21 protein-coding genes and 2 tRNA genes are annotated in these 24,926 nt (G+C 33.3%); 12 read left to right on the forward strand and 11 right to left on the reverse strand.

All coding sequences use genetic code 11. The annotated features are described in order from the left end of the window. Nucleotides 1-153: 153 nt before the first annotated feature. Nucleotides 154-1,434, reverse strand: a complete 1,281-nt coding sequence (gene aceA / locus C8C83_RS04990) for an isocitrate lyase (protein WP_121326698.1) — start codon at nucleotides 1,432-1,434, stop codon at nucleotides 154-156. A 345-nt stretch (nucleotides 1,435-1,779) separates the two neighbouring features. Then, nucleotides 1,780-3,381, reverse strand: coding sequence for a malate synthase A (gene aceB, locus C8C83_RS04995; RefSeq protein ID WP_121326699.1), 1,602 nt, complete (start codon nucleotides 3,379-3,381; stop codon nucleotides 1,780-1,782). Between the two features lie 197 nt (nucleotides 3,382-3,578). Here aceB and C8C83_RS05000 point away from each other — a divergent pair, with 197 nt between their 5' ends. The 5 genes from C8C83_RS05000 to C8C83_RS05020 all read left to right on the forward strand — a co-directional run bounded on the left by C8C83_RS05000 (nucleotide 3,579) and on the right by C8C83_RS05020 (nucleotide 7,678). Beyond that, nucleotides 3,579-5,060 (forward strand): XRE family transcriptional regulator, encoded by a 1,482-nt coding sequence (locus C8C83_RS05000; protein ID WP_121326700.1) that lies wholly within the window; start codon nucleotides 3,579-3,581, stop codon nucleotides 5,058-5,060. 10 nt (nucleotides 5,061-5,070) lie between these two features. Further along, nucleotides 5,071-5,427 carry a hypothetical protein gene (locus C8C83_RS05005; RefSeq protein WP_121326701.1) on the forward strand — a complete coding sequence of 119 codons (357 nt, stop codon included), beginning with the start codon at nucleotides 5,071-5,073 and terminating at the stop codon, nucleotides 5,425-5,427. A gap of 442 nt (nucleotides 5,428-5,869) precedes the next feature. Then, nucleotides 5,870-6,586 (forward strand): pirin family protein, encoded by a 717-nt coding sequence (locus C8C83_RS05010; RefSeq protein ID WP_121326702.1) that lies wholly within the window; start codon nucleotides 5,870-5,872, stop codon nucleotides 6,584-6,586. Nucleotides 6,587-6,758: 172 nt separating this feature from the next. Beyond that, nucleotides 6,759-6,995 carry a (4Fe-4S)-binding protein gene (locus C8C83_RS05015; protein WP_121326703.1) on the forward strand — a complete coding sequence of 79 codons (237 nt, stop codon included), beginning with the start codon at nucleotides 6,759-6,761 and terminating at the stop codon, nucleotides 6,993-6,995. Between the two features lie 149 nt (nucleotides 6,996-7,144). Further along, nucleotides 7,145-7,678, forward strand: coding sequence for a YceI family protein (locus C8C83_RS05020; RefSeq protein WP_121326704.1), 534 nt, complete (start codon nucleotides 7,145-7,147; stop codon nucleotides 7,676-7,678). A 207-nt stretch (nucleotides 7,679-7,885) separates the two neighbouring features. Here the strand turns inward: C8C83_RS05020 and C8C83_RS05025 are convergent, their stop codons facing one another. Further along, nucleotides 7,886-8,749 (reverse strand): helix-turn-helix domain-containing protein, encoded by an 864-nt coding sequence (locus tag C8C83_RS05025; protein ID WP_121326705.1) that lies wholly within the window; start codon nucleotides 8,747-8,749, stop codon nucleotides 7,886-7,888. Nucleotides 8,750-8,927: 178 nt separating this feature from the next. On the opposite strand from C8C83_RS05025, the gene C8C83_RS05030 reads away from it, so the two are divergent. Both C8C83_RS05030 and fabD read left to right on the forward strand, forming a co-directional pair. Further along, nucleotides 8,928-9,290, forward strand: a complete 363-nt coding sequence (locus C8C83_RS05030; protein ID WP_041517577.1) for a DUF983 domain-containing protein — start codon at nucleotides 8,928-8,930, stop codon at nucleotides 9,288-9,290. 70 nt (nucleotides 9,291-9,360) lie between these two features. Continuing rightward, complete coding sequence (gene fabD / locus C8C83_RS05035; RefSeq protein WP_121326706.1) at nucleotides 9,361-10,236, forward strand: ACP S-malonyltransferase; 876 nt, start codon at nucleotides 9,361-9,363, stop codon at nucleotides 10,234-10,236. A gap of 108 nt (nucleotides 10,237-10,344) precedes the next feature. Here the strand turns inward: fabD and C8C83_RS05040 are convergent, their stop codons facing one another. The 3 genes from C8C83_RS05040 to C8C83_RS05050 all read right to left on the reverse strand — a co-directional run bounded on the left by C8C83_RS05040 (nucleotide 10,345) and on the right by C8C83_RS05050 (nucleotide 12,914). Next, nucleotides 10,345-10,554, reverse strand: a complete 210-nt coding sequence (locus C8C83_RS05040) for a hypothetical protein (protein WP_121326707.1) — start codon at nucleotides 10,552-10,554, stop codon at nucleotides 10,345-10,347. Nucleotides 10,555-10,720: 166 nt separating this feature from the next. Next, complete coding sequence (gene galE / locus C8C83_RS05045; RefSeq protein WP_121326708.1) at nucleotides 10,721-11,734, reverse strand: UDP-glucose 4-epimerase GalE; 1,014 nt, start codon at nucleotides 11,732-11,734, stop codon at nucleotides 10,721-10,723. A gap of 46 nt (nucleotides 11,735-11,780) precedes the next feature. After that, nucleotides 11,781-12,914: a DegT/DnrJ/EryC1/StrS family aminotransferase gene (locus tag C8C83_RS05050; protein WP_121326709.1), complete on the reverse strand. Its 1,134-nt coding sequence runs from the start codon at nucleotides 12,912-12,914 to the stop codon at nucleotides 11,781-11,783. Nucleotides 12,915-13,049: 135 nt separating this feature from the next. Here C8C83_RS05050 and C8C83_RS05055 point away from each other — a divergent pair, with 135 nt between their 5' ends. After that, complete coding sequence (locus C8C83_RS05055) at nucleotides 13,050-14,279, forward strand: glycosyltransferase N-terminal domain-containing protein (protein ID WP_121326710.1); 1,230 nt, start codon at nucleotides 13,050-13,052, stop codon at nucleotides 14,277-14,279. Nucleotides 14,280-14,629: 350 nt separating this feature from the next. Beyond that, nucleotides 14,630-14,854 (forward strand): hypothetical protein, encoded by a 225-nt coding sequence (locus C8C83_RS05060; RefSeq protein WP_089354185.1) that lies wholly within the window; start codon nucleotides 14,630-14,632, stop codon nucleotides 14,852-14,854. Between the two features lie 536 nt (nucleotides 14,855-15,390). On the opposite strand, the gene C8C83_RS05065 is transcribed toward C8C83_RS05060, so the two are convergent. From C8C83_RS05065 to mutS, 4 genes are all read right to left on the reverse strand, one after another. Then, nucleotides 15,391-15,765, reverse strand: a complete 375-nt coding sequence (locus C8C83_RS05065; protein ID WP_099710824.1) for a DUF1508 domain-containing protein — start codon at nucleotides 15,763-15,765, stop codon at nucleotides 15,391-15,393. 466 nt (nucleotides 15,766-16,231) lie between these two features. Beyond that, nucleotides 16,232-16,317 (reverse strand) — tRNA-Leu (locus C8C83_RS05070). Nucleotides 16,318-16,331: 14 nt separating this feature from the next. Continuing rightward, nucleotides 16,332-16,404: transfer RNA gene (locus C8C83_RS05075), tRNA-Gly, on the reverse strand. A 161-nt stretch (nucleotides 16,405-16,565) separates the two neighbouring features. After that, nucleotides 16,566-19,172, reverse strand: coding sequence for a DNA mismatch repair protein MutS (gene mutS / locus C8C83_RS05080; protein ID WP_165877226.1), 2,607 nt, complete (start codon nucleotides 19,170-19,172; stop codon nucleotides 16,566-16,568). A 158-nt stretch (nucleotides 19,173-19,330) separates the two neighbouring features. Between mutS and C8C83_RS05085 the strand changes: the two genes are divergently transcribed. The 3 genes from C8C83_RS05085 (at nucleotide 19,331) to C8C83_RS05095 (ending at nucleotide 23,458) form a co-directional block, all read left to right on the forward strand. Continuing rightward, a complete protein-coding gene (locus C8C83_RS05085; protein WP_121326711.1) occupies nucleotides 19,331-19,753 on the forward strand; it encodes a DUF1573 domain-containing protein in 423 nt (140 codons plus the stop codon). 78 nt (nucleotides 19,754-19,831) lie between these two features. After that, nucleotides 19,832-20,374, forward strand: coding sequence for an RNA methyltransferase (locus C8C83_RS05090; protein WP_121326712.1), 543 nt, complete (start codon nucleotides 19,832-19,834; stop codon nucleotides 20,372-20,374). Nucleotides 20,375-20,482: 108 nt separating this feature from the next. Continuing rightward, nucleotides 20,483-23,458 (forward strand): T9SS type B sorting domain-containing protein, encoded by a 2,976-nt coding sequence (locus C8C83_RS05095; protein ID WP_243653111.1) that lies wholly within the window; start codon nucleotides 20,483-20,485, stop codon nucleotides 23,456-23,458. Nucleotides 23,459-23,580: 122 nt separating this feature from the next. On the opposite strand, the gene folK is transcribed toward C8C83_RS05095, so the two are convergent. Further along, entirely contained in the window at nucleotides 23,581-24,714 is a 1,134-nt protein-coding gene (folK, locus tag C8C83_RS05100) for a 2-amino-4-hydroxy-6-hydroxymethyldihydropteridine diphosphokinase (protein ID WP_121326713.1), read from the reverse strand. Nucleotides 24,715-24,926: the final 212 nt, after the last annotated feature.

Consider the following 24,926-nt stretch of genomic DNA (forward strand, 5'->3'; position numbering starts at 1 on the left):
ATTTCACGAATTCACGCGAATTTTAATTCAATTTTTACGCCAATTAATTTGTGTGAATTCGTGAAATTCGTGGCAAAAAAATCATTTTAATCCTTTTAATCTGTGGCAAAAAAACAAAAAAAACCAGTTCAATGAACTGGTTTTTCTTTTGAATTAAAATTGCTCAACCTCCGTAGAATGTTCCATCGCCGTTATAGTTGATTTTCCTATCATAACTGTATTCTGAACAGCATCAAAATAAGAAGTTCCTACGAACGCCTGATGTTTTACCGCTCTAAAACCATTTTTCTGTAGAGCAAATTCTCTTTCCTGCAATTCAGAATATCCAGCCATTCCGCGTTCTTTGTAGGCTTTAGACAATTCGAACATACTTGTATTCAAAGCATGGAATCCCGCCAAAGTAATGAATTGGAATTTATAACCCATCGCAGCTAAATCTTCTCTGAATGTTTCCATTTCTGCAACTGATAATTTTGCAGCCCAGTTAAATGAAGGTGAACAATTGTAAGCCAACATTTTATCCGGGAATTCTTTTTTCATAGCATCAGCAAACTTTTTAGCATAAACTAAATCCGGATTACTGGTTTCCATCCAAATTAAATCAGCATAAGGCGCATAACTCAAACCTCTTGCAATTCCCTGATCGATTCCGCTATTTACATAGAAAAATCCTTCGTTTGTTTTTTCGCCAGTTATAAATTTAGCATCTCTAGGATCTGCATCGCTTGTCAATAAATTTGCTGCATCAGCATCTGTTCTTGCAACAATCAATGTTGAAACTCCCATAACATCTGACGCCAAACGAGCTGCAATCAATTTATTAATTGCTTCCTGAGTTGGCACCAAAACTTTTCCGCCCAAATGCCCGCATTTTTTGGCAGAACTCAATTGATCTTCAAAATGAACTCCTGAAGCTCCCGCTTCGATCATTGATTTCATAAGTTCAAAAGCATTTAAGTTTCCGCCAAAACCAGCTTCGGCATCAGCCACAATCGGAACTAGATAATCTTTTTTATCTTCCACTCCATTTACCGTCTGAATTTGATCAGCGCGTAATAAGGCATTATTGATTTTTTTAACCACCATTGGCACACTATTTACCGGATAAAGCGATTGGTCAGGATACATTTCTCCTGCCAAATTTGCGTCAGCGGCAACTTGCCATCCGCTCAAATAAATCGCTTCTAAACCAGCATCGACTTCCTGAATCGCCTGATTCCCTGTCAATGCGCCCAAACCAGCAACATAATCCTGACTTTTTAACTTTCTCCACAATTTTTGCGCTCCTATTTTAGCAATAGAATGCTCAATTTGATACGAGCCCTGAAGCGTAACTACTTCTGTTGCTGTATAAGGGCGTTCAACACCTTTCCATCTTGGGTTCGTAATCCAATCGTTAATCAATTCCTGAATTCTGTCTTCTGTTGTTTTCATAAATAATATAGTTAAGTTGGTTAGTAAGTAAAATAGTTTGCAGTCGCAGTTTTTAGCTTTAACTGGACTTGTTTTTTTTAACACATAGAGACATAGTTTGTAGAATCGCATAAAAAAGGCGTTTCACTTTAGATATTACCGCATAGCTATGTATGAAAACTAGTTTTTTTTATAACTCTTTCTATTCACACTTTAATTCTATGTTTCTATGTGTTTAAATAATTTAAGCTTAAGTTTCACTCTCATTTATCTGCTTGATCTGCTAAATCTGCGTGAAAAATAATTAGCTCGCAGATTTGGCAGATTGAGCAGATTTTTAATTTTTAATTCTAAATTTTTAATTCTTTATAAATATTTGTAGCACGGAATCGTTAAAAAATCAACGAAATCTGGATTTACAACCAATCTTTCTAAGACTTTTTCAGCCAAAGGAAATTGTCTTTTCTCATGATTTTCTTCGCCTAATTCGTCTTTGATTTTCTTGAACTCCTCTAAAGCCAATTCGTGATAATACGCCAAATCTAATTTTTTGCCATTATCCAAAACCACTTTATTCTGAAGCCATTGCCACAATTGAGATCTCGAAATTTCAGCCGTTGCAGCATCTTCCATTAAATTATGCAAAGCCGCCGCTCCTTGTCCGTTTAGCCATGAGGCCAAATACAAAACTCCTACATTGATATTTTTTCGAACACCAGTTTCGGTGATGATTCCAATTGGTGGTTCAATCAAATCTTCTTCTGTGATTTTTCGATATTCTCTTTTTATATGAATTTGATTTGGAGTTGGCATTCCTTTATCAAAAATTTCTTTTGCAATTGAAACCAAATCCGGATGTGCAACCCAGGTTCCGTCATGTCCGTTTCGAACTTCACGTTCTTTATCAATTTTTACTTTTGCAAAAGCAACGGCATTCGCTTCTTCATTATTCTTAATCGGAATTTGCGCTGCCATTCCGCCAATAGCGTGAATTCCTCTTTTATGACATCTTTGAATCACCAAATTCGAATATGCATCCATAAAAGGCGAAGTCATATTTACCTGATCGCGATCCGGAACAATGAATTTTGGATTTTTTCTAAATTTCTTGATGTAAGAGAAAATATAATCCCAACGTCCACAATTCAAGCCAACGATATGTTCTTTCAATTCATAAATAATTTCATCTAACTGAAAACTTGCTGTTATGGTTTCGATTAAAACCGTCACTTTTATTGTTCCGCGTTCTAATTTTAAATAATCTTCTGTAAAATCAATTACAGTATTCCACCAACGCGCTTCTAGATAATGCTCTAATTTTGGAATATAGAAATATGGTCCTGAATTGTTTTCTAAAAGTCTTTTGTGATTGTGAAAAACATACAATCCAAAATCTACCAAAGAACCTGAAACTTCTTTTCCATCAATCAAAAGATGTTTTTCCGGCAAATGCAAACCACGCGGACGTACAATTAATGTTGCGATTTTTTCATTTAAATGATATGATTTATGTTTAGCCAAATCGGTAAACGTAATCGTTTTGTTAACCGCATCAATTAAATTCATTTGTCCGTCCATCAAATTTTGCCAGGTTGGTGAAGTACTATCCTCAAAATCAGCCATAAAAGTTTTCGCTCCTGAATTCAATGCGTTGATTATCATTTTACGATCAACCGGTCCGGTAATCTCAACTCTTCTGTCTAATAAATCTTTTGGAGTTTCGGCAGCTATCCAATTACCTTCTCTGACGCTTTTTGTTTCCGGAATAAAAGTCGGCAGGATTCCCTGATCAAAAGTGACTTGTTTTTGTTCTCTCTGCAAAAGCAATAATTTTCGTTGCGATTCGAATTTTCGATGCAAATCGGTTATAAAAACAATCGCTTCTTCTGTCCAGATCTTTGGATAACGAAGCTTCTTTTCGGCTAAAAATTCCAGTGCCGTTTCGGTAATTTCTAATTGGTTTTTCATAGCTGTTGATTTTAATTTTTATTAGTAGCAACTGAATAATTTGCATCTTTTCTAAAACACATAATCATAACAAACTGATATCTAATATTTTCTACACCACAATATTAGAAAAAAGTTTTTTACAAAACAAGCGAACGTTCGCTAAATATTAAAAATAATTTTTTGGCGATTATTTTTCAAATGACTATATTTGATACATGGATATCGAAAAAGACTATATAAAGCTGATCTTCGGGCTAAAATTGAAGCAAGTCAGAACACAAAAAAATCTTTCTCTTTTTGGCTTAGCCAAATTGACAAATCTTTCAAAATCGTACTTAAACGAAATTGAAAAGGGAAAAAAATATCCAAAAACAGATAAAATTTTATTGCTGTGCGAGCATTTAGAAACAAGTTATGACCAAATGGTGTCTTTAAAACTTGATAATAATCTCGCTCCGATTGGCGAAATCCTAAAATCAGGAATTTTAAAAGAGATTCCGTTAGAGCTATTTGGGATTCAGGAAGCTGATTTAATTGATATTATTGCCAATGCTCCTGCAAAAGTCAATGCTTTTATTAGTACGATTATCGAAATTGCGCAGCATTATAATTTAAGCCGTGAAAGTTTCTTTCTTGCTGCTTTAAGATCCTATCAGGAAGCGCACAGTAATTATTTTGAAGATCTGGAAGAGAAAGTAATTGCTTTTTCGAAATCATTTCAAATCAATTTAGATTCTAAAATTAGTATTGAAGAATTAGAAGCTATTCTTAAGGAAGAATACGAATACATTATCCAAGAAATTGCATTTACGGATCAGGAAGCTTTAGAAGATTTGCGTTCGATTTATGTTCCGAAAAGTAAAACATTATTACTTTCGACAGAAATCGACAATCCGCAAAGGGCTTTTATTTTAGCCAAAGAAATTGCTTATAATTACCTAAAAATCTCAGATCGTTTACTAACTTTTAGTTGGATCAAATTCGAAAACTTCGATCAGGTTTTACATAATTTTTATGCTTCATATTTTGCCGGAGCATTGCTATTGCCAAGACAATTGGTTGTCAATAAAATCAATGATTTCCTGAGTAATGAAAAACCAAATCCGGAAGAATTTGTTGCTTTAATAGAAAGTTTTGAGGTTTCGCCTGAATCTTTCTATCAGCGATTAACCAATTTATTACCGAAAGATTTTCATCTGAAGAATTTATTCTTTTTGAGAATGTCTCACAAAATTGGCTCTGATTTTTATCAGATTAAGAAAGAATTACATATTACGAATCAACAAGAACCACATGCAAACGAAACCAACGAACATTATTGCAGAAGATGGGTTTCGGTAAAAACCATTGATGAAGCGATAAAACAAAATAAACCTCACTTTTTTGATGCACAAATCTCAAGTTATGTTCATAGTGGAAATGAATATTTGGTTTTTTCATCGGCTACAAAAGATCCATTTATAAAAGACAATATTCGTAGTATTTCTGTTGGAATTTTAATTAATCCAACCATGAAAAAGAAATTCAAATTTATAGAAGGAAAACCTATAGAAAAAAGAATCGTAGGCGTTACCTGTGAAACCTGCGACGTTAAAGATTGCCTGGAAAGAGCCGCGCCGCCAATCGCTTTAGAAAAGAAAAAACGCCACGAAAATACTGATGCTGTTGTGCAGCAGTTTATTACACAATATAGTTAATAGATCGATTATGAAATACTTTGCTTTAATAATTACTTTCTTTTTTATCAATTTCAACAATCAAGAAAACGATAAACTTACTGGCCGTTATAATTATTTAATAGAGGATAATAATTCCTATATCCTAAAAGACAAAATTACCTTTAAGGATAGTATTTTTATTTTTGACAACAAGTTCATGCCAAAAGGAAAAATCTCATATGGTAATACAATATTATTGGAGAATTTCATTAATACTGATTTGATTATAAGCATTCGTAAAGATCAAATCAAAAAAGATACAATTTTATTTTACATGCATGATAAGAGTGGAGGGAACTATCTTGATATTTCATCAGGAAAAGGAAAATTGATTAGAATTAAATAAAAACCGTTTTTTAATAATCTCGCAAAGACGCTAAGTCGAAAAGTTTTATTTTTCTTTGAACATAATTCTAATCGAAATCTTTGTGGATTATGATTGCGTAGAATGGATTGAAATCCATCCCTACAATATAGTTCGTTCCTTCGGAACTTTAATAAAAGGCGGAAGTATACATTTCTTATGAAAATAAAAATCTCTCGTTTAGCCCCGATAGAAGTGGAAATCCTTTTGTGCCGAGGTTCGGCACAAAAGATTGCAATGGATAGCGGGACTTCAGGTCTTTTGAAAACCGAAATTTCTGCTCCTAAAAAACACCACAAAGGCATAAAATCTCAGCACCTCAGAACCTCATAAACTTAGCACCTTAAAGAACTTAATCTAGGTTAAGTGCGTTTCATTGACCTTGGTGGTATCTTTGTACTATAAAAATAATAAAACATAGATCATGGAAAATATAGTATTACATAAAGCAGAAACAAGAGGAAATGCAAATCACGGATGGCTTAATGCTTATCACAGTTTTAGTTTTGCAAGTTGGTATAATCCGGATAGAATTCAGTTTGGAGCGCTTCGTGTTTTGAACGATGACACAATTGCAGGCGGAATGGGTTTTGGAACGCATCCGCACGATAATATGGAGATTATTACCATTCCGCTAGAAGGTGATTTAGCGCACAAAGACAGTATGGGAAATACTGAAATTATCAAAAACGGTGATATTCAGGTGATGAGTGCCGGAACTGGAGTTCAACACAGCGAGTTTAACCCAAATGCCGATCAACAAACAAAATTATTACAGATTTGGTTGTTTCCAAATAAAAGAAATGTAACGCCTCGTTACCAACAAATTACTTTGGATGTTGCGGACAGACACAATAAATTGTCCCAAATTCTATCGCCAAATGCAGACGATGAAGGAGTTTGGATTCATCAGGATGCTTGGTTCAACATGGGTAATTTTGACTCAGGTATTGAAACAGAATACAAAATTAAAAAAGAAGGAAACGGAGTTTACGCTTTCGTTTTAAAAGGAAATGTAACCATAAATGGTCAGGAATTAAACACTCGTGATGCTGTTGGAATTTCAGGAACTGACATTTTAAATATCAAAGCAAACACTGATGCGGAATTTTTATTGATGGATATTCCGATGAATTATTAATTCAAAGATTACAATTAATATTTTTTTTCGAAACGATATACAAGTTGAATTTCAGCTTGTTATCGTTTCTTTTTTTGCTCAAATTTTATCGAAACTCAAAAAGAAAACGTATTTTTATATGTGAAAATAGGTTTTTAATTCACTCAAAACTAACCATTTAAAATTTTCAATCATGAATCCAAATAATCTAACCAAAGAATACACAAATGGAGAAGTAACCATTGTTTGGCAATCCGGAAAATGCATACATTCTGCCAATTGTGTAAAAAATAATCCGGATGTTTTTCGTCCAAAAGAAAAACCATGGATTACTCCTGAACAATCCACAACTGAAAAGATAATTTCTGCCGTTAATAAATGTCCTTCGGGAGCTTTGACTTATTATTTGAATAACAAAGATCAAGACTAAATATATTTTATAATCTAAAGAGAGACCTAACAGGTTTTAAAACCCTGTTAGGTCTTTTTTATTTCTTAATCTAGGTTAAGTGTGTTACGCTGACTACCACCGTAACTTTGTCCTATCAAAATGAAATTAATTATTTAAAAATAAAAATTATGGCAACTACAAAATGGTCAATTGACCCAACACATTCAGAAATTGGTTTTAAAGTTAAACACATGATGTTTACAAATGTTTCAGGTAAATTTGGAACTTATGACGCAACAATTACTACAGAAGGAGACAACTTCGAAAATGCAGATATACAATTTTCTGGTGATATTGCATCTATCGATACTGCAAATGCAGACAGAGATGGTCACTTGAGAAGTGCAGATTTCTTTGATGTTGAGAACAATCCTAAATTAACTTTCAAAGCTTCATCTTTCAAAAAAGTTGATGCTGGAGATTATGAATTAACTGGAGATTTAAGTATCAAAGGTGTTTCAAAAGAAGTGAAATTTCCTGTAGAATATAGCGGAATCTTAACTGATCCATGGGGAAATACAAAAATTGGTCTAAGCATAGAAGGAAAAATCAATCGTAAAGATTGGGGTTTAAACTGGAACTCTGCTCTTGAAACTGGTGGTGTTTTAGTTGGAGAAGAAGTAAAATTAAACATTGAATTACAATTTGTAAAACAAGCTTAATTCTCTAAGAATAAATTTAATTTGGTTGGTTGAAAAGCCTGCACTTTTTAGGAAGTGCAGGCTTTTTTTAGTTTGATATAGAGAAAAGCTTGCCACGAATTACACGAATTTTCACTAATTTTTTTTCCTCAAAATGGGGATGTTTTTTTTGCCACAGATTAAATATTAATTCGTGTAAATTAGTACAATTCGTGGCAAACAAAAAAACTATCGCACAGTATTTCTAAATTCTGTTGGCGACAATCCGGTTTGTTTTTTGAAGAATCGGGAGAAATACGAATAATCTTCATAACCTACTTTGAACGCTACTTCATTTACGGCTAATTGCTTGTCTATTAGCATTCTTTTTATTTCGAGAATTACACGATCTGTAATAACTTCCGTAGCTGTTTTTTGTAGAATTTCATTGCAGATTCTGTTTAAATGTTTCAATGTGATATTCAGTTTTTCGGCATAAAAAGATGGCAATTTTTCTTGTTTGAAATATTGCTCTAAAAGCATTTCGAACTTATCAATTTTAATATTATACGAATGCGTTTGATGCGAGTAGGTTTCGTTGTATTTTCGGGCAATTTCAATATGAATGCAATCCAATAAATTCAACATTTTATCGAGTTGATATCGATTCTCCTGATTATTCTCCTGAATCAGTAAATTAAAATACGGGAGGATTTTCGAAATTTCTTTTTCTTCAAAAACCATTTCCGGTCGGTTATGGATCGAATGATAAAAATTATACTCATTGATATTTTTTTGTCCGAAATAGAGATTATACAATTCCTGCGAAAAAATAATCACAAAACCCTCGATATCTTCAGACAAACTCCAATGATGCATTTGTCCGGGTTGCAAAACGAATAAACTTCCTTTTTTTATTTCGAATTGATCAAAATCTACTTCGTGTTGCCCCGAACCTTTCGTAAAAAATACCATTAAATACGAATCATGTCGGTGCGGTTCTTCAACAAAACTGTGACTTTTCAGATGTTCTTTGAATGTATTTACATAAAAATCACGATGAATATCGTTGCAGCTAAAATTCTGAACACTATAAACGGGATATTTTTTCATATGTGATTAGATTGTAGATTTTAGACTTTAGATTCTTGGATTTCGATTTGGGATTTGAAATTTATTTTTTTGAAAATTCAGCCCAAAATGTCTTTATTGTGCTATAAGTAGCGAAGATACTAAAAAGACTTTTATCCTACTCCGAATTACCTTTGTATAAATAAAAAACAACAAGATCATGTCAAGTGCATTAACTCATATTTTAAGCAACGAATGTCCGATTTGTCATAAAGGGAAAGTTTTTAAAGACAAGAATATTTTTCTGAATTTTGGTTTGCCAAAAATGAATGAATACTGTAGTCATTGTAATTACAAGTTCCAGAAAGAACCTGGATATTTCTTTGGCGCTATGTATGTAAACTACGGATTAACAGTTGCTCAGGGAATTGCAACATATTGTATTGCTCAGTTTTTCTTTGAGAAAAATTTCGATTTACGAATCATTCCAATTATTGCGGTTGTGATTACTTTACTAACTTCATTCAATCTTAGATTTTCAAGATTAGCGTGGATTTATATGTTTAAGGATTATACGAAGTAAAAAAGTGTTATTTTTGCCTTTCAATTGAAACTAATTTTCAATTCCAAAAAATAAAAAACAAATTAGACAAATGAAAGCATACGTATTTCCAGGTCAGGGCGCACAGTTTACAGGAATGGGCAAAGACTTATATGAATCATCGGCTTTAGCCAAAGAATTATTCGAAAAAGCTAATGAAATTTTAGGTTTTAGAATCACAGATATCATGTTCGAAGGTACTGCCGAAGAACTAAAAGAAACTAAAGTAACTCAACCTGCTGTATTTTTACACTCGGTTATTTTAGCAAAAACTTTAGGCGAAGATTTTAAACCAGAAATGGTTGCAGGACATTCTTTAGGCGAATTTTCTGCATTAGTTGCAAACGGAACTTTATCTTTTGAAGATGGTCTTAAATTAGTTTCTCAACGTGCTCTTGCTATGCAAAAAGCTTGCGAAATTACTCCATCTACAATGGCTGCCGTTTTAGGTTTAGCGGATAATATCGTAGAAGAAGTTTGCGCTTCTATCGACGGAATCGTAGTTGCTGCAAACTATAACTGCCCAGGACAATTGGTAATTTCAGGAGAAACTACTGCAGTTGAAAAAGCTTGTGAAGCGATGAAAGTTGCAGGAGCAAAACGTGCTTTAATTTTACCTGTTGGAGGAGCTTTTCACTCTCCAATGATGGAACCTGCAAGAGAAGAATTGTCTGCTGCAATTGAAGCAACTACATTCTCTACTCCTATTTGCCCGGTTTATCAAAACGTAACTGCAAATGCGGTTTCTGATGCAAACGAAATCAAAAAGAACTTAATTATTCAATTGACTGCTCCTGTAAAATGGACTCAATCTGTACAACAAATGATCGCTGACGGCGCTACTTTGTTTACTGAAGTTGGCCCAGGAAAAGTATTAGCCGGTTTGATTAATAAAATCGACAAAGAAGCGGTTACTGCGAATGCTTAATTCGTAGAAGCGCACTGCAGTGCGTCTTTTACCAAATATTAAATAAATAAAATCTTCATGAACAGATTGTTTATGAGGATTTTTTTATTTTAATTTATTTAAAGAAAATTACTTTTTCCAAGGATAAGCTTTTATTCTTTTAGACATTTCGTCCTTAAATTCTTCAGGAGTTAATCCTTTTGCGAATTCAGCATCAAAATCATCTACCCACCATTCCCTAATTCTTCTTTTCGACTCAACTTTCGCTTCTTCCAGCGTTAATCCCTTCGCAAAATCTGCGTCAAAATCAAAAGCATTCATTTTATCTGCTTTTTCCATTTCTATAATTAAATAAGTATAATCTTACAAATTTACAAAATAAATCAAAGTCATAAATTAAAAAATCCCAAATAATCTTAAATGTTATTTGGGATTTTAATATTCTATCGTTAGACGCACTGCAGTGCGCCTCTACCGAAAACTGTGACTAAGACTGAAAACTAAATTAAGAACGAACTTTTTGTTCCCACTTCCAGGCACTTGCCATTGCCTCGTCTAAACTTAATTGTGCTTTCCAGCCCAAAACATTGTTTGCTTTATCTGTATTTGCGTAAGCTTCAGTGATATCACCTTCACGACGTGGTTTGATTACGTATGGCAATTTTTTATCGCTTACTTTTTCGAAACTATGAATTACTTCCAGAACTGAACTTCCTTTTCCTGTTCCTAAATTAAAGGTTTCTACTTTTTGTAAATTCTTTTTATTGAATAAACGCTGTAATGCAATAACGTGTGCTTTTGCCAAATCTACAACGTGAATATAATCACGAACTGCTGTTCCGTCAGGAGTTGGATAATCATCTCCAAAAACTGATAATTCCTGACGTAAACCAACACCTGTTTGAGTTATAAAAGGAACTAAATTTTGAGGAACTCCTAATGGTAATTCTCCAATTTCAGTACTTGAATGTGCTCCAACCGGATTGAAATAACGCAATAAAATCGCGCTGATATTAGTTACTTTAGCTGTATCTGTGATAATTTCTTCTCCAATTTGCTTTGTGTTTCCATAAGGAGACATTGCTGCTTGAACGGGAGCATCTTCAGTAATTGGCATTTTTTCGGCTTGACCGTAAACCGTACAAGATGAACTAAAAATAAAACTTGCCTCAGGTTTTTGTTGTAATTCCTGTAACAAATAAACCAGAGAAGCAATATTGTTTTCATAATACAATAAAGGTTGCTCTACACTTTCTCCAACTGCTTTTGAAGCCGCAAAATGAATTACTCCGGTAACATCATTGTGTTTTTTAAAGAAATCCTGAACTGACGCTTTTTCTCTTAAATCTAACTTTTCGAATAAAGGTGTTTTTCCTGTAATGGCTGTAATTCCTTTTAAAACATCTTCTGAAGAGTTTGAAAGATTATCAATTATCACGACTTCAAAGCCTTCATTTTGCAATTCGACTACGGTGTGAGAACCAATAAACCCTAATCCTCCTGTTACTAATACTTTCATTTTGTGGTTGTTTTGTGCTGTTGTTATTTGGTTTAACTTTATAAAATTATTTATTCAAAAATTCCAAAACAGAATCTGTAATAAATTTGATTTGCTCATCATCCAATTCTGTATGCATAGGCAAAGCAATTACTTCTTTTACTAATTGATTCGTTACCGGAAATTGCTCTTCTTTATAACGAGTATCAACATAAGCTTTTTGTGAGTGCAACGGAATTGGGTAATAAATCGCACATGGAATTTGCTTATCCTGCAAATGCTGCAATAAAGCATTTCTGTCTGCATCGATAATTCTCAATACATATTGATGAAAAACGTGATCATTTTCGTTTGCATCAAATTCCGGTGTAATAATATGTGCATTTCCTGCAAAAGCTGCATTGTATTTTGTAGCCGCCAAACGACGTGCTGCATTATATTCATCTAATAAAGGCAATTTTGCATTTAAAACTCCTGCCTGAATACTATCTAAACGTGAATTTACTCCAACAACATCATGGTGGTAACGCTCATACATTCCGTGATTTACGATTCCGCGGATAATGTGCGCCAATTTATCATCGTTTGTAAAAATTGCTCCACCATCTCCGTAACAACCTAAGTTTTTAGACGGGAAAAATGAAGTTGCTGCAACGTGACCAATTACTCCTACTTTGCTTTTTGTACCAGATTTCGAAATATAATCAGCTCCAATTGCTTGCGCGTTGTCTTCGATTACATATAAATTATGTTCTGCTGCAATTTCCATAATCGCATCCATATTTGCTGCGCGACCAAATAAATGTACCGGAACAATTGCTTTAGTTTTTGGCGTGATTGCTTTTTTAATTGCTTCGATATCGATGTTCATATTTGTCATATCAACATCTACTAAAACCGGCGTTAATTGCAATAAAGCAATTACCTCAACAGTTGCTGCAAAAGTAAAATCGGCAGTGATTACCTCATCGCCCGGTTTCAAATCCAATCCCATCATTGCAATCTGCAAAGCATCCGTACCATTTGCACATGGAATCACGTGTTTTGCTCCTAAATAATCTTCAAGTTTTTTTTGAAACTGATGTACTAAAGGTCCGTTTATGTAAGTATTTGTGTCTAAAACTTCTTGAATTGAAGCATCAACAGTAGTTTTTATTTTTTCGTATTGACTCTTTAAGTCAACCATTTGAATTTTTTTCATTTTCGATATTTTTAAAGTTAAAGACCTGCTTTTAAAACAAAATCTTTAAAAAGAAGGAACAAAAATAGTTATTTAATAACTTCAAACCAATGAAAATAATCGAAAGAAATGTAATTTAGCCACAAAAACAAACAGATGCTTTTTCTATATAATTTAGTTATTTCTATTGCGGCGTTTTTTCTGAAAATTGTTGCGCTTTTTAGTCCGAAAATTAAACTTTTTGTAACTGGTAGGAAAAATGTCTTTTCTATTTTAGAAGAAAAAATCAAACCTACAGATAAGACTATTTGGTTTCATTCGGCTTCGCTTGGAGAATACGAACAAGGTTTACCGGTGATCGAAAAAATCAAAGAAAAATATCCTTCTCATAAAATTATCGTTACTTTTTTCTCTCCTTCCGGTTATGAAGTCCGTAAAAACAATACGGTTGCCGATGTTACTATTTATCTTCCTTTAGATACCAAAAGCAATGCAAAAAGATTCTTGAAATTAGTACATCCCGAATTGGCATTTTTCATTAAATATGAATTTTGGCTGAATTATCTAAAAGAACTAGAAAACAGTAAAACTCCAACTTATTTAATTTCCGGAATCTTCAGAGACAATCAAATGTTTTTTAAATGGTACGGCGGTTTCTACCGAAAAGCACTAAAAGCATTCACTTATTTCTTTGTTCAAAACGAAGAATCTAAAGAAAAAATCAACGCTATCGGATTTCAGAATGTTATCGTTTCCGGAGATACTCGTTTTGATCGTGTAAATGCTATTTTAGAAAGAGACAATACTTTGGATTTTATTGAAAACTTCAAAAACAATACCCCAACTATAATAATAGGGAGCTCTTGGCCAAAAGACGAAGCGTTATTAATCGAATATATTAATGATGCGCCTTCGACAGTAAAATTCATTATTGCGCCACATAATATCAAAGCTGATCAAATAGCTAATCTTAAATCACAAATTACAAAATCAACGGTTTTATTTTCTGAAAAAGAAAATCAGGATTTATCAAACTACAATGTATTTATAATTGACACTATTGGCCTTTTGACCAAAATATACAGTTATGGAACCATTGCTTATGTAGGCGGTGGATTTGGTAATCCCGGAATCCATAATATCCTGGAACCCGCTACATTTGGAATTCCAATCGTAATAGGACCTAATTATTCTAATTTTGCCGAAGCTGTTCAATTAGTTAATCTTGGAGGTTGTTTAGTAATTTCTAATGGTGAAGAATTAAAACAAAATCTTGACCTTTTACTCAATAATGAAAGCTTTCTAAAAGAGAAAAGTCAAATTTGTAAATCCTACATTCAAGACCATAAAGGAGCAACAAATACCATCATGAAAATCGTTTCGTAAGAGGTTTCAAAAACTTAAATCCGAATTTCACCACCACAATCTAACTAAAAAACTTTAAAAACAGCTTATTTTAACATTTACCGATTACGCAATAATCACTAAAAAACAAAATAAACTGCAAGCAAGAGAATCAAAAAAGCCAATTCTCTTATAGAATAATCAATGAAAAATAATTTATACAAAAAATACGATAATACCAAGCAATTTTGTGGTTTTGGCATATTCTTTGATAAATAAGATAATCGTGAGCAATGAAAATATTTTAAAAAAAAAATAAAAAAATATTTTACATATTAAAAAATTTATATCTTTGCCACGAATTAATAATTAACCTTTTATAATAAAGTAAGATGAAAAAAGTATTTTTAAGTTTAGCTGTTGTTGCTGTTTTAACTGTTGTATCTTGTAAAAAAGCTGACGCTGCAGCTACTGAAGCTGTAGATTCTACTGCTGTTGCTGTTGATTCTGCTGCTACTGTAGTTGATTCTGCTGCTGCAACTGTTGACTCTGCTGCTACTAAAGTTGATTCTGCTGCTGCTAAAGTAGAAGAAGCTGCTAAAGAAGTAAAAAAATAATTAGAACTTAAATTCTAAAAATTTTAAAACCATCCATCGTGATGGTTTTTTTTTGCTCAAAAATTTAATTTAAAATTCCAATATTTTAAAAACTAAATTCCAACAGCAAAAAACCACTTCATAGTTCTGAATCATCACTAAAACGTGTGGAGAAATTTAAAATATTTTGTATTAAGTAATTATTTTAACCGCAATCCCAATAGCTATCGGGAGCAAATTTTTTTTATACATATCGGATTTTATAAAAACACAAAGCCAGCAAAGCTTCACCATTAATCTTGTCTTGCGCATTTACCGCAAAGCACGCAAAGTTTTTTTTTTACTTACAAGGCTTTATAAAAATGCAAAGTTCGCAAAGCTATACCGATAAAGCTTTGCGAACTTTGCGTTTAATATGCATAATCCCGCACAAAAAATCTTTGCGCACTTTGCGGTTAAATTCATCCTTAATTTTTATAACTCCGCAGATTTCTGTATTAATCCATAGTTCCAACCCATTGGAATTTGAAATTTTAAATAATTGAAATTTCTTTTTCCTAATCTTCTTCTTCCTCAAAAACCACTTCATCCTCAAAAATAGATTCACTTGACGAGAAGTCTAAAATTTCTGCTTTTGAAGCATAATTGACTATTTCTTTAATTCCTTTCTGCAAAAGCAATTCCGTTGTATATTTTCGACTTGTTGCAAAATGAACCTCACCCAACATCAACTTAAAGAAATACTTTCCGCCAGAGCCTTTAAATTTCAAAAATTTCGCCTGATCTATATTCGCCTTAAATTTCTCAATATCTTCTTCCCCTTCAAATTTCAACTCATAACTCAGACTTGTAAATATCACTTTGCCTTTCCTAGAAGTAAACACGAATTTATATTCATCATTAAACCTTTTACTTATTACAAAAGCACCCATTTATTATTTTAGATTTTAGATTGTTGATTTTAGATTACCAATTCTTAGATTCTTAGATTCTTAGATTCTTAGATTCTTAGATTCTTAGATTCTTAGATTCTTAGATTCTTAGATTCTTAGATTCTTAGATTCTTAGATTCTTAGATTCTTAGATTCTTAGATTCTTAGATTCTTAGATTCTTAGATTCTTAGATTCTTAGATTCTTAGATTCTTAGATTCTTAGATTCTTAGATTCTTAGATTCTTAGATTCTTAGATTCTTAGATTCTTAGATTCTTAGATTCTTAGATTCTTAGATTCTTAGATTCTTAGATTCTTAGATTCTTAGATTCTTAGATTCTTAGATTCTTAGATTCTTAGATTCTTAGATTCTTAGATTCTGTAAATAAATTCACTTCGTGAATTTATTTTTAAGCCGTGCGAGTTTGCACAATAAAAAAAGCCTCTTCAAAAGAAGAGGCTTTAGTACTCAGAGCGGGACTTGAACCCGCACGAACATTGCTGTTCACTGGATTTTAAGTCCAGCGTGTCTACCAATTTCACCATCCGAGCATTATATGGTTTTGAGCGAAAAACGGGGCTCGAACCCGCGACCTCGACCTTGGCAAGGTCGCGCTCTACCAACTGAGCTATTTTCGCATTTCAAATTCTTGTAAGAACCACAATACTTGACTTGTTGTGTATTGCGAGTGCAAATTTAGGACATTTATTCAATTACACAAGCGTTTCTTTAAAAAAAATTACACTTATTTTATAACTTTCTGATAACCTAAACTTTAAACTTGAAACTTTTTTTGATTTTATTTCTTAACCAGCATTCGCTTGATTTCATTCAGCTTCATCAACGCTTCGACTGGTGTTATTGCATTTATATCAAGACTCATGATCTCTTCTTTTATTTCTTCCAACAAAGGATCATCTAAATTAAAGAAACTCATTTGCATTTCATCCGCAGCAGATTTTACTCCATTTAAAGCTTCGCTTGAATGATTTTTTTCTAATTTCTTCAATAGCTTTTGCGCTTTCAAAATCACTATTTGAGGCATTCCCGCCATTTTTGCTACGTGAATTCCAAAACTATGCGCACTTCCTCCTTTTATCAGTTTACGAACAAAAAGAACGGTGTCTTTTAATTCCTTTACCGAAACATTATAATTCTGAATTCTAGTCAGAGATTCCGTCATTTCATTCAACTCATGATAATGCGTCGCAAACAACGTTTTTGGTCTTCCCGGATGTTCGTGAAGAAACTCGGCAATAGCCCAAGCAATCGAGATTCCGTCATACGTACTTGTTCCTCTACCAATTTCATCCAACAAAACCAAACTACGATCTGATATATTATTCAAAATAGAAGCTGTTTCATTCATTTCGACCATAAAAGTAGATTCTCCCATCGAAATATTGTCCGATGCTCCTACTCTTGTAAAAATCTTATCTACGATTCCCATTCTCACACTATCAGCAGGAACAAAACTTCCCATTTGAGCCAACAATACAATTAATGCCGTTTGTCTTAAAATAGCCGACTTACCCGACATATTGGGACCGGTAATCATAATAATTTGCTGTGTTTCTCTATCCAAGAAAACATCATTTGCAATATATGGAGTTCCAACCGGCAATTGCTTTTCAATTACAGGATGACGTCCGTTTTTGATATCAAGCTCGAATGTTTCATCGATTTCAGGACATACATATTGATTTTCGATTGCCAATTGTGTAAATGAACACAAACAATCTAATTGCGCCACCAAATTGGCGTTCATTTGAACTGGTTTAATATATGTCGCAATCCAGGCAATTAATTGCTCAAAAAGTTCGCTTTCAATTTTATGGATTTTTTCTTCGGCACCAAGAATTTTTGTTTCGTATTCTTTTAATTCTTCGGTAATATAACGTTCCGCACTTACCAAGGTTTGTTTACGAATCCATTCTGCCGGAACTTTATCTTTGTGCGTATTTCTAACTTCGATATAATATCCAAAGACGTTATTGAATGAAATTTTCAAAGAAGAAATTCCGGTTCTTTCCGATTCTCTTTTTTCAATTCCTTCCAAATATTCTTTTCCGGAAGTCGAAATAGCACGTAAATCGTCTAATTCTTCACTAATACCTTTTGCAATTGCATTTCCTTTTGCAATAGCAACCGGCGCATCCTGATTTAAGGTAGTTTTGATTTTTTCTCTTAACAAATCACACGCATGCAAACTGTCTCCAATAATTTTTACAGCTTCTTGCGGACTTGCCAATGCCAAAGTTTTTATTGGAATAATAGCATCCAAAGATTCTTTTAGATAAACAATTTCACGAGGCGAAACTTTTCCTGCCGCGATTTTAGAAATCAAACGTTCTAAATCTGAAATTTGCTTAATCTGATATTGAATGTTTTGTAAAACTTCAGGATCTGATTTTAAATAGGTAACAACGTCGTGACGATTTTTGATTTTGGCACTGTCTTTTAAAGGCAAAGCCAACCAGCGTTTCAACAAACGTCCTCCCATCGGCGAAAGCGTTCTGTCAATTACATCCAAAAGCGTTACGGCATTTGGATTATAACTGTGGTATAATTCTAAATTTCTAATCGTAAAACGATCCATCCAAACATAAGCATCTTCTGCTATACGCTGAATCGACGTGATATGTTGCACACGATTATGTTGTGTTTCTGATAAATAATATAAAATTGCCCCAGAAGCAATAATTCCTTCTTTTAACTCTTCAACTCCAAAACCTTTTAAGGAAACGGTTTGAAAATGTTTTGTCAAAGTTTCTAAAGCATAATCTTCTTTATAAATCCAATCTTCTAAATAAAAAGTATGAAAATCTTCTCCAAAAGAAGCTTTAAAATCCATTTTATTATTCTTCGGAACCAGAATCTCACTTGGATTAAAATTCTGCAATAATTTATCTATATATTCTGCATTTCCCTGAGCGGTTAAAAACTCTCCGGTAGAAACATCCAGAAAAGAAACTCCGATGCTTTTACTGGCAAAATAAACGGATGCTAAAAAGTTGTTTGTTTTTGATTGTAAAACCTCATCATTTAAAGAAACTCCCGGTGTCACCAATTCGGTAACGCCACGTTTCACAATAGTTTTGGTCATTTTTGGATCTTCAAGCTGATCACAGATCGCTACACGAAGTCCGGCTTTGACCAATTTTGGCAAATACGTATTAATAGAATGATGTGGAAAACCTGCCAACGCTGTTTCGGTTTCAGATCCCGCACCTCTTTTTGTCAATGTTATTCCAAGGATTTTTGACGCCCTAACAGCATCTTCTCCAAAGGTTTCATAAAAATCACCCACTCTAAATAGCAGACATGCATCAGGATATTTTCTCTTGATTTCGTTGTACTGTTTCATTAAGGGTGTTTCTTTCACCACTTTGTCTTTCGCTGCCAAATTATTGTATTTTAAATGAAAAATTAAGACAGCGAATTTATAATATTTTAAAGGAATATCGAAGCCGTTCAAAAATTAAAATATTTTAAGGAATTTTTAAGTTGAGATATAAGAATTTTATATAGATTTGTTCATAATTAAAACAAAGACTCTAAAAGATGAAAAAAATAATCTTAATCGCTATGTTAGCTGTAGTTGGAATTACAGCTTCTAATGCTCAAAGCACTAAAAAAGCTAAAGCTGCTAAAATTGAAGGTGCTGGAATGACTTTCGAAACAGAAACTATTGATTACGGAACTATCGCTCACAACGCTGATGGAAAACGTGAATTCGTTTTTGTTAACAACGGAACTAAGCCATTAATCATTACAAACACACAAGGATCTTGTGGATGTACTGTACCAACAACTCCAAAAGAGCCAATCGCTCCAGGTGCTAAAGGTATTATTGGTGTAAAATATGCTACTGACAGAGTTGGTGCATTTACAAAAACAGTTACTGTTACTTCTAACGCTGAAGGACAACCAACAAAAGTACTTACTATTAAAGGTACAGTTTTACCAGATCCAGTAAAAAGCTAATCTGACAAACAAAATAAAATAAATCGAAAAAGCTTCCTTATCTTTGGAAGCTTTTTTTATGACCTGAATACAACACCAATGAGAAAACTCGAAAATAGCGAACTGGACAGAAAATCAATCGAAGATTTTAAAAAATCAGACAAAACACCTCTAATAATAGTGCTAGACGATATTCGTAGCTTACACAATATTGGATCTGTGTTTAGAACTTCTGACGCTTTTTTGGTCGAAAAAATAATCTTGTGCGGTATTACAGCAACTCCACCAAACAAAGAAATTCATAAAACCGCTCTTGGCGCCACTGAAACCGTAGCATGGGAACATCACGAAAACGTTTTGGAAGTTATTGAAAATCTTAAAAAAGAAAATGTTATAACGATGGCTATTGAGCAAGTTGAAAGCTCCGTTTTTCTTCAGGATTTCAAAGTAGAAAAAGATCAGAAATATGCATTGGTTTTTGGAAACGAAGTTTATGGTGTTGCTCAGGAAGCGGTTGCTATTTGTGATGGTTGTATTGAAATTCCGCAATTAGGAACCAAGCATTCTTTGAATATTGCTGTGAGTGCAGGAATTGTAGTTTGGGATTTATTCCAAAAACTAAACTGGCCTGCTAAAATCTAGAAGACAACTTCGAAGGAATTAGATTGTTATTTTATATTGAATTACACTTTTAAATGTTAGAAATGTAAATATATTTTTTTATTATTATAAAATTGATACTTTTATAAAATGAAAAATGTTAATTTCTTAAAAATATCTCTATTATTATTTTTATTACTGTCAGGCTTTTTCGGGCACGCACAAGAAACTTTAATTCCTGATCCAAATTTTGAGCAAGCTTTAATAGATTTAAAAATTGATAACGGACCTATTGACGGAAAAGTACTTACTTCTAGCGTGGTTGGATTACCTGTATTAAATGTTAGAGAGAAAAACATAACTGATTTAACCGGAATTCAGGATTTCTCCTCTTTAAAGATATTAGATTGTAGTAGTTCCAATATTTCCATTATAGATCTTTCTAAAAATACCGCTTTAACAGACTTGATTATGATTAACTGCGGATTAACTCATTTAGACATTTCTAAAAATGTTCTTCTGAAATATCTAAATCTCTTCAATAACCAATTCTCCACTTTAGATATTTCTAATAATACTGCTTTAGAAGTGCTCCAACTTCAAAGAAACAAATTAAGCAGTTTAGACATTTCTCAAAACATTTTATTAAAAGAACTTGACTGCTCTGAAAATCAACTAGCCACCTTAGATGTTTTTAAAAATACCCTTTTAAACTATTTTTATTGTGATGAAAACAGATTGACCAGCCTTAACATTTCAACAAATACAGCTTTAATTAATTTTGGTTGCAATAAAAATCAAATCACAACTCTAGATGTTTCAAAAAACACCCTCTTAAGAAGTATAGAATGCGATAGTAATAATTTATCGATTTTAGATGTTTCCAAAAATAATTCTTTGACCCGTTTTTTTTGCAGTAACAACCAATTACGTAATCTGAATTTAAAAAATGGAAAAAACACTGCGCTTACTGCTGTAGATTTTCTATCAAATTCAAACCTCACTTGTATAGAAGTAGATAGTGAAAATTACTCTAACCTTAATTGGTCTACTTTCAAAGATGCTTCGGCTTCTTATTCAAACAATTGTAACAAAGCTGCAACAACAACAGCTCCTAAAATTACAGCAACAGACGATCAATTATATTGCCCGTTAACTTCTATAAAAATTGCGCCTTCTGTTACAATTACTCATGATCCTGCAGAACCCGGAACACAAGCTGCTTATATTCAGATTTCTTCAGGCTATATTAATGGTCAGGACAAAATAGAAATTCTAAATCCTGCCGCACATCCAACAATTGTACAAGCTTGGTATCCTCTTGAAGGAAAATTAGTTTTATCAAGTCCAACTGGAGGAAACGTTCCATATTCTGAATTAGAAGCGGCTATTAAAGATGTTGTTTTTTCGAATTCTTCGGCTACAGCTTCAGGTACAAGAACTTTCTCCATAACAATTGGTCAGGCAAATTACCTGCCTTCTACCAAACATTTTTATTTGTATGTTCCAAGTATTGGTATTTCGTGGTCATCTGCAAAAACCGCTGCCGAAAATAGTACTTATTACGGTCTTAAAGGATATCTTGCAACGCTATTATCTGATGATGAAGCTAAGTTATGTGGCGAACAAGCATCAGGAACCGGATGGATTGGCGGAAGTGATTCCGAAACGGAAGGTATTTGGAAATGGGTAACCGGACCTGAAGCAGGAACTATTTTCTGGAATGGTACCGCAAATGGCTCTACTCCAAATTTTGCTTTTTGGAATACTGGAGAACCAAATCAACAAGGTGATGAAGATTATGCTCACATTACGCAACCTGGAGTTGGAATACGAGGTTCGTGGAACGACTTATCAAATACTGGTGATACAAGTGGCGACTATCAACCTAAAGGTTATATTGTAGAATATGGCGGTTCACCTGGCGAAGTACCACTAGAAATTGCTGCAAGTACAAAAATAACGATTCCGGTTGCAACACCTGCAGCAAACCCACCAGCGGCTTGTGATTCAGGAACTTTTACTTTTACTACTACAGCAACAACAGGAGCAACAATTAGTTGGTACGCAACAGCCACAGGCGGAACTGCATTGGCAACAGGAAATTCTTTTACAACATCTACAATAACTTCAACTACAACTTACTATGTAGATGCAGGTTGCGAATCAAATCGAAAAGCTGTTACAGCAACAGTTAACACAACACCAGCAACGCCTATTGCCGAAAAACCTTTCTATACTAATTGCGGTCCGGGATCTGTAACAATTGAGGCAAGTACAAATATTGGTTTCATCAATTGGTACGCAACATTAACTGGCGGTACAAGTTTATTTACCGGAAATAGTTTTACAACTCCTGTAATCTCAACAAATACCACTTATTATGCTGAAGCAGCAAATAATGGTTGCATCAATAACACTCGTATTCCTATAGAGATCAAAATCTATACGCCACCTGTAGTTACTGATGAAACTAAAATATTATGTCAAAATCAAAAAGTCAATCTTGATGCAGGAATCGCAGGAATGTCTTACAAATGGAGCAATGGCAAAACTGATCAGATAATTACAATTACAACTCCCGGAACATATACTGTTGATGTTATAAGTCCGGATCCGGAAAACTGTACAAGTCGAAAAACAATTATCGTAAACGAACATCTCATTCCTAAAATCTCACGAGTTGATGTTAACGGAACACGCGTTGTTATTTATCTTACTAAAGACGCAGATTATTATGAATATTCAGTTGATGGATTAACTTTTCAGGACTCGAATGTTTTCTATGATGTTTCTGCGGGATTAAAAACTGCTTTTGTTCAGGAAAAAAATGGCTGTGGAGGCGATACTTTCAAATTTGTTGTAATTACTTTTCCTGAATTTTTCACTCCAAACAATGATTCTTTTAATGATTCATGGGTTGTTGACGGAATCGAAAATTATCCGCAAGCTCAAATAACAATTTTTGATCGATACGGAAAACTTGTCGCACAGCTAAATGGCTCTAAAATGAGTTGGGACGGAACTTTAGACAAAAATCCTCTACCGGCTTCTGATTATTGGTATGCGATGAAAATCGATAATGATCATCCTGTTTTAAGAGGTCATTTTTCGCTCAAGAGATAACTTTAATTAGATAATGTGACAATTAGAAAATGAGATAATTATTGCTGCGATTATTTTTTCATAAAGATAAACAATTGTCTAATTATCTAATTGACACATTGCCACATTATCTAATTGACACATTAACCAATTTTCTTCTTGATTTCATCTAAAATAAAAAGATAATCTTCGTGTTTTTTTACAAAATCGCGTTCGGAAACATCGATAATCAAAACATTCAGATCCGTTTGAGATTTAATATAATCTAAATAACCGTTGTTGATTTTATCAAGGTAATCTGCGGAGATATTTTGTTCGTAATTGCGTCCTCTTTTCTTGATGTTTTCAAGCAAACGCCCTGAATTCTGATACAAATAAACGTATAGATCAGGTTTTGGCATTTCTTTATAAATAATATCGAATAAGTTTCGATACAAACGGTATTCATCTTCTGCAAGTGTAATCTTGGCAAAAATCAAGGATTTAAAAATATGATAATCGGCAACGATGAAATCTTTGAATAAATCAAATTGTGCCAAATCATCTGATAATTGCTGATAACGATCTGCCAGAAAAGACATTTCTAATGGAAAAGCATATCGGTTTTGATCTTTGTAGAATTTTGGCAAAAAAGGATTATCTGCAAAACGTTCTAAAACGGTTTTAGCATTAAAATCTTCTGAAATTTTATGCGCCAAAGTAGTTTTTCCCGCACCAATATTTCCTTCAAAAGCGATATAATTAAAGTTTTCTAAAGGAATTTCTCTTAGCGGATTTTCTAAATCCTGAACAATTGTACAAACGCTATCGTCTGGCGAAATAGCAACTAATTCTGAAATAGATTTTTGAGAAACAGGATGTCTCCAATCCAGTTTTAAATCCTGCATTGGCAATAAAACAAAATTTCTGTTTTGCATTTGCGGATGCGGAATCTGAAGTTTTTCGGACTCAATAATTTCATCGTCAAAAGTTATCAAATCAATGTCAATTATTCGGGATTGATACCCTTCCTGATTAGATCGGATTCTTCCTAATTGTTTTTCGATTTTTAAAACCTGATTCAGTATTTTTTGTGCAGATGAATTACTGTGCAAAACCAATGCACAATTATAAAAAGCATCACTTTCAAATCCCCACGCCGGAGTTTCGTATAGTCTTGAAACCCTGATTACAGTGCCAACTTCCTGATGTATTAAAGCGATACAACTTGTGATGTTTGCTAATCTGTCTCCCTGATTACTGCCTATAGATAGTGTGATTTGATGCTGTGATTTCATAATTAATGCAAATTAACTAAAACTATTTTAGAATTAAGTACATTATTTGACTCAAGAATCAGAAGTTTTCAAGAAAAGAAAACTCTTTGTTGATCGTTTCTTTTATCTAAATTAATATAAAAAACAATCATTATCTTACAAAATAAAGTATCTTTATTTACAGGATTCAAAAGTTGAAATAATACAAATATTTGATAATTGAGCTATAAGGA

It is taken from the genome of Flavobacterium sp. 90 (genome assembly GCF_004339525.1).
Taxonomy (GTDB): Bacteria; Bacteroidota; Bacteroidia; order Flavobacteriales; family Flavobacteriaceae; genus Flavobacterium.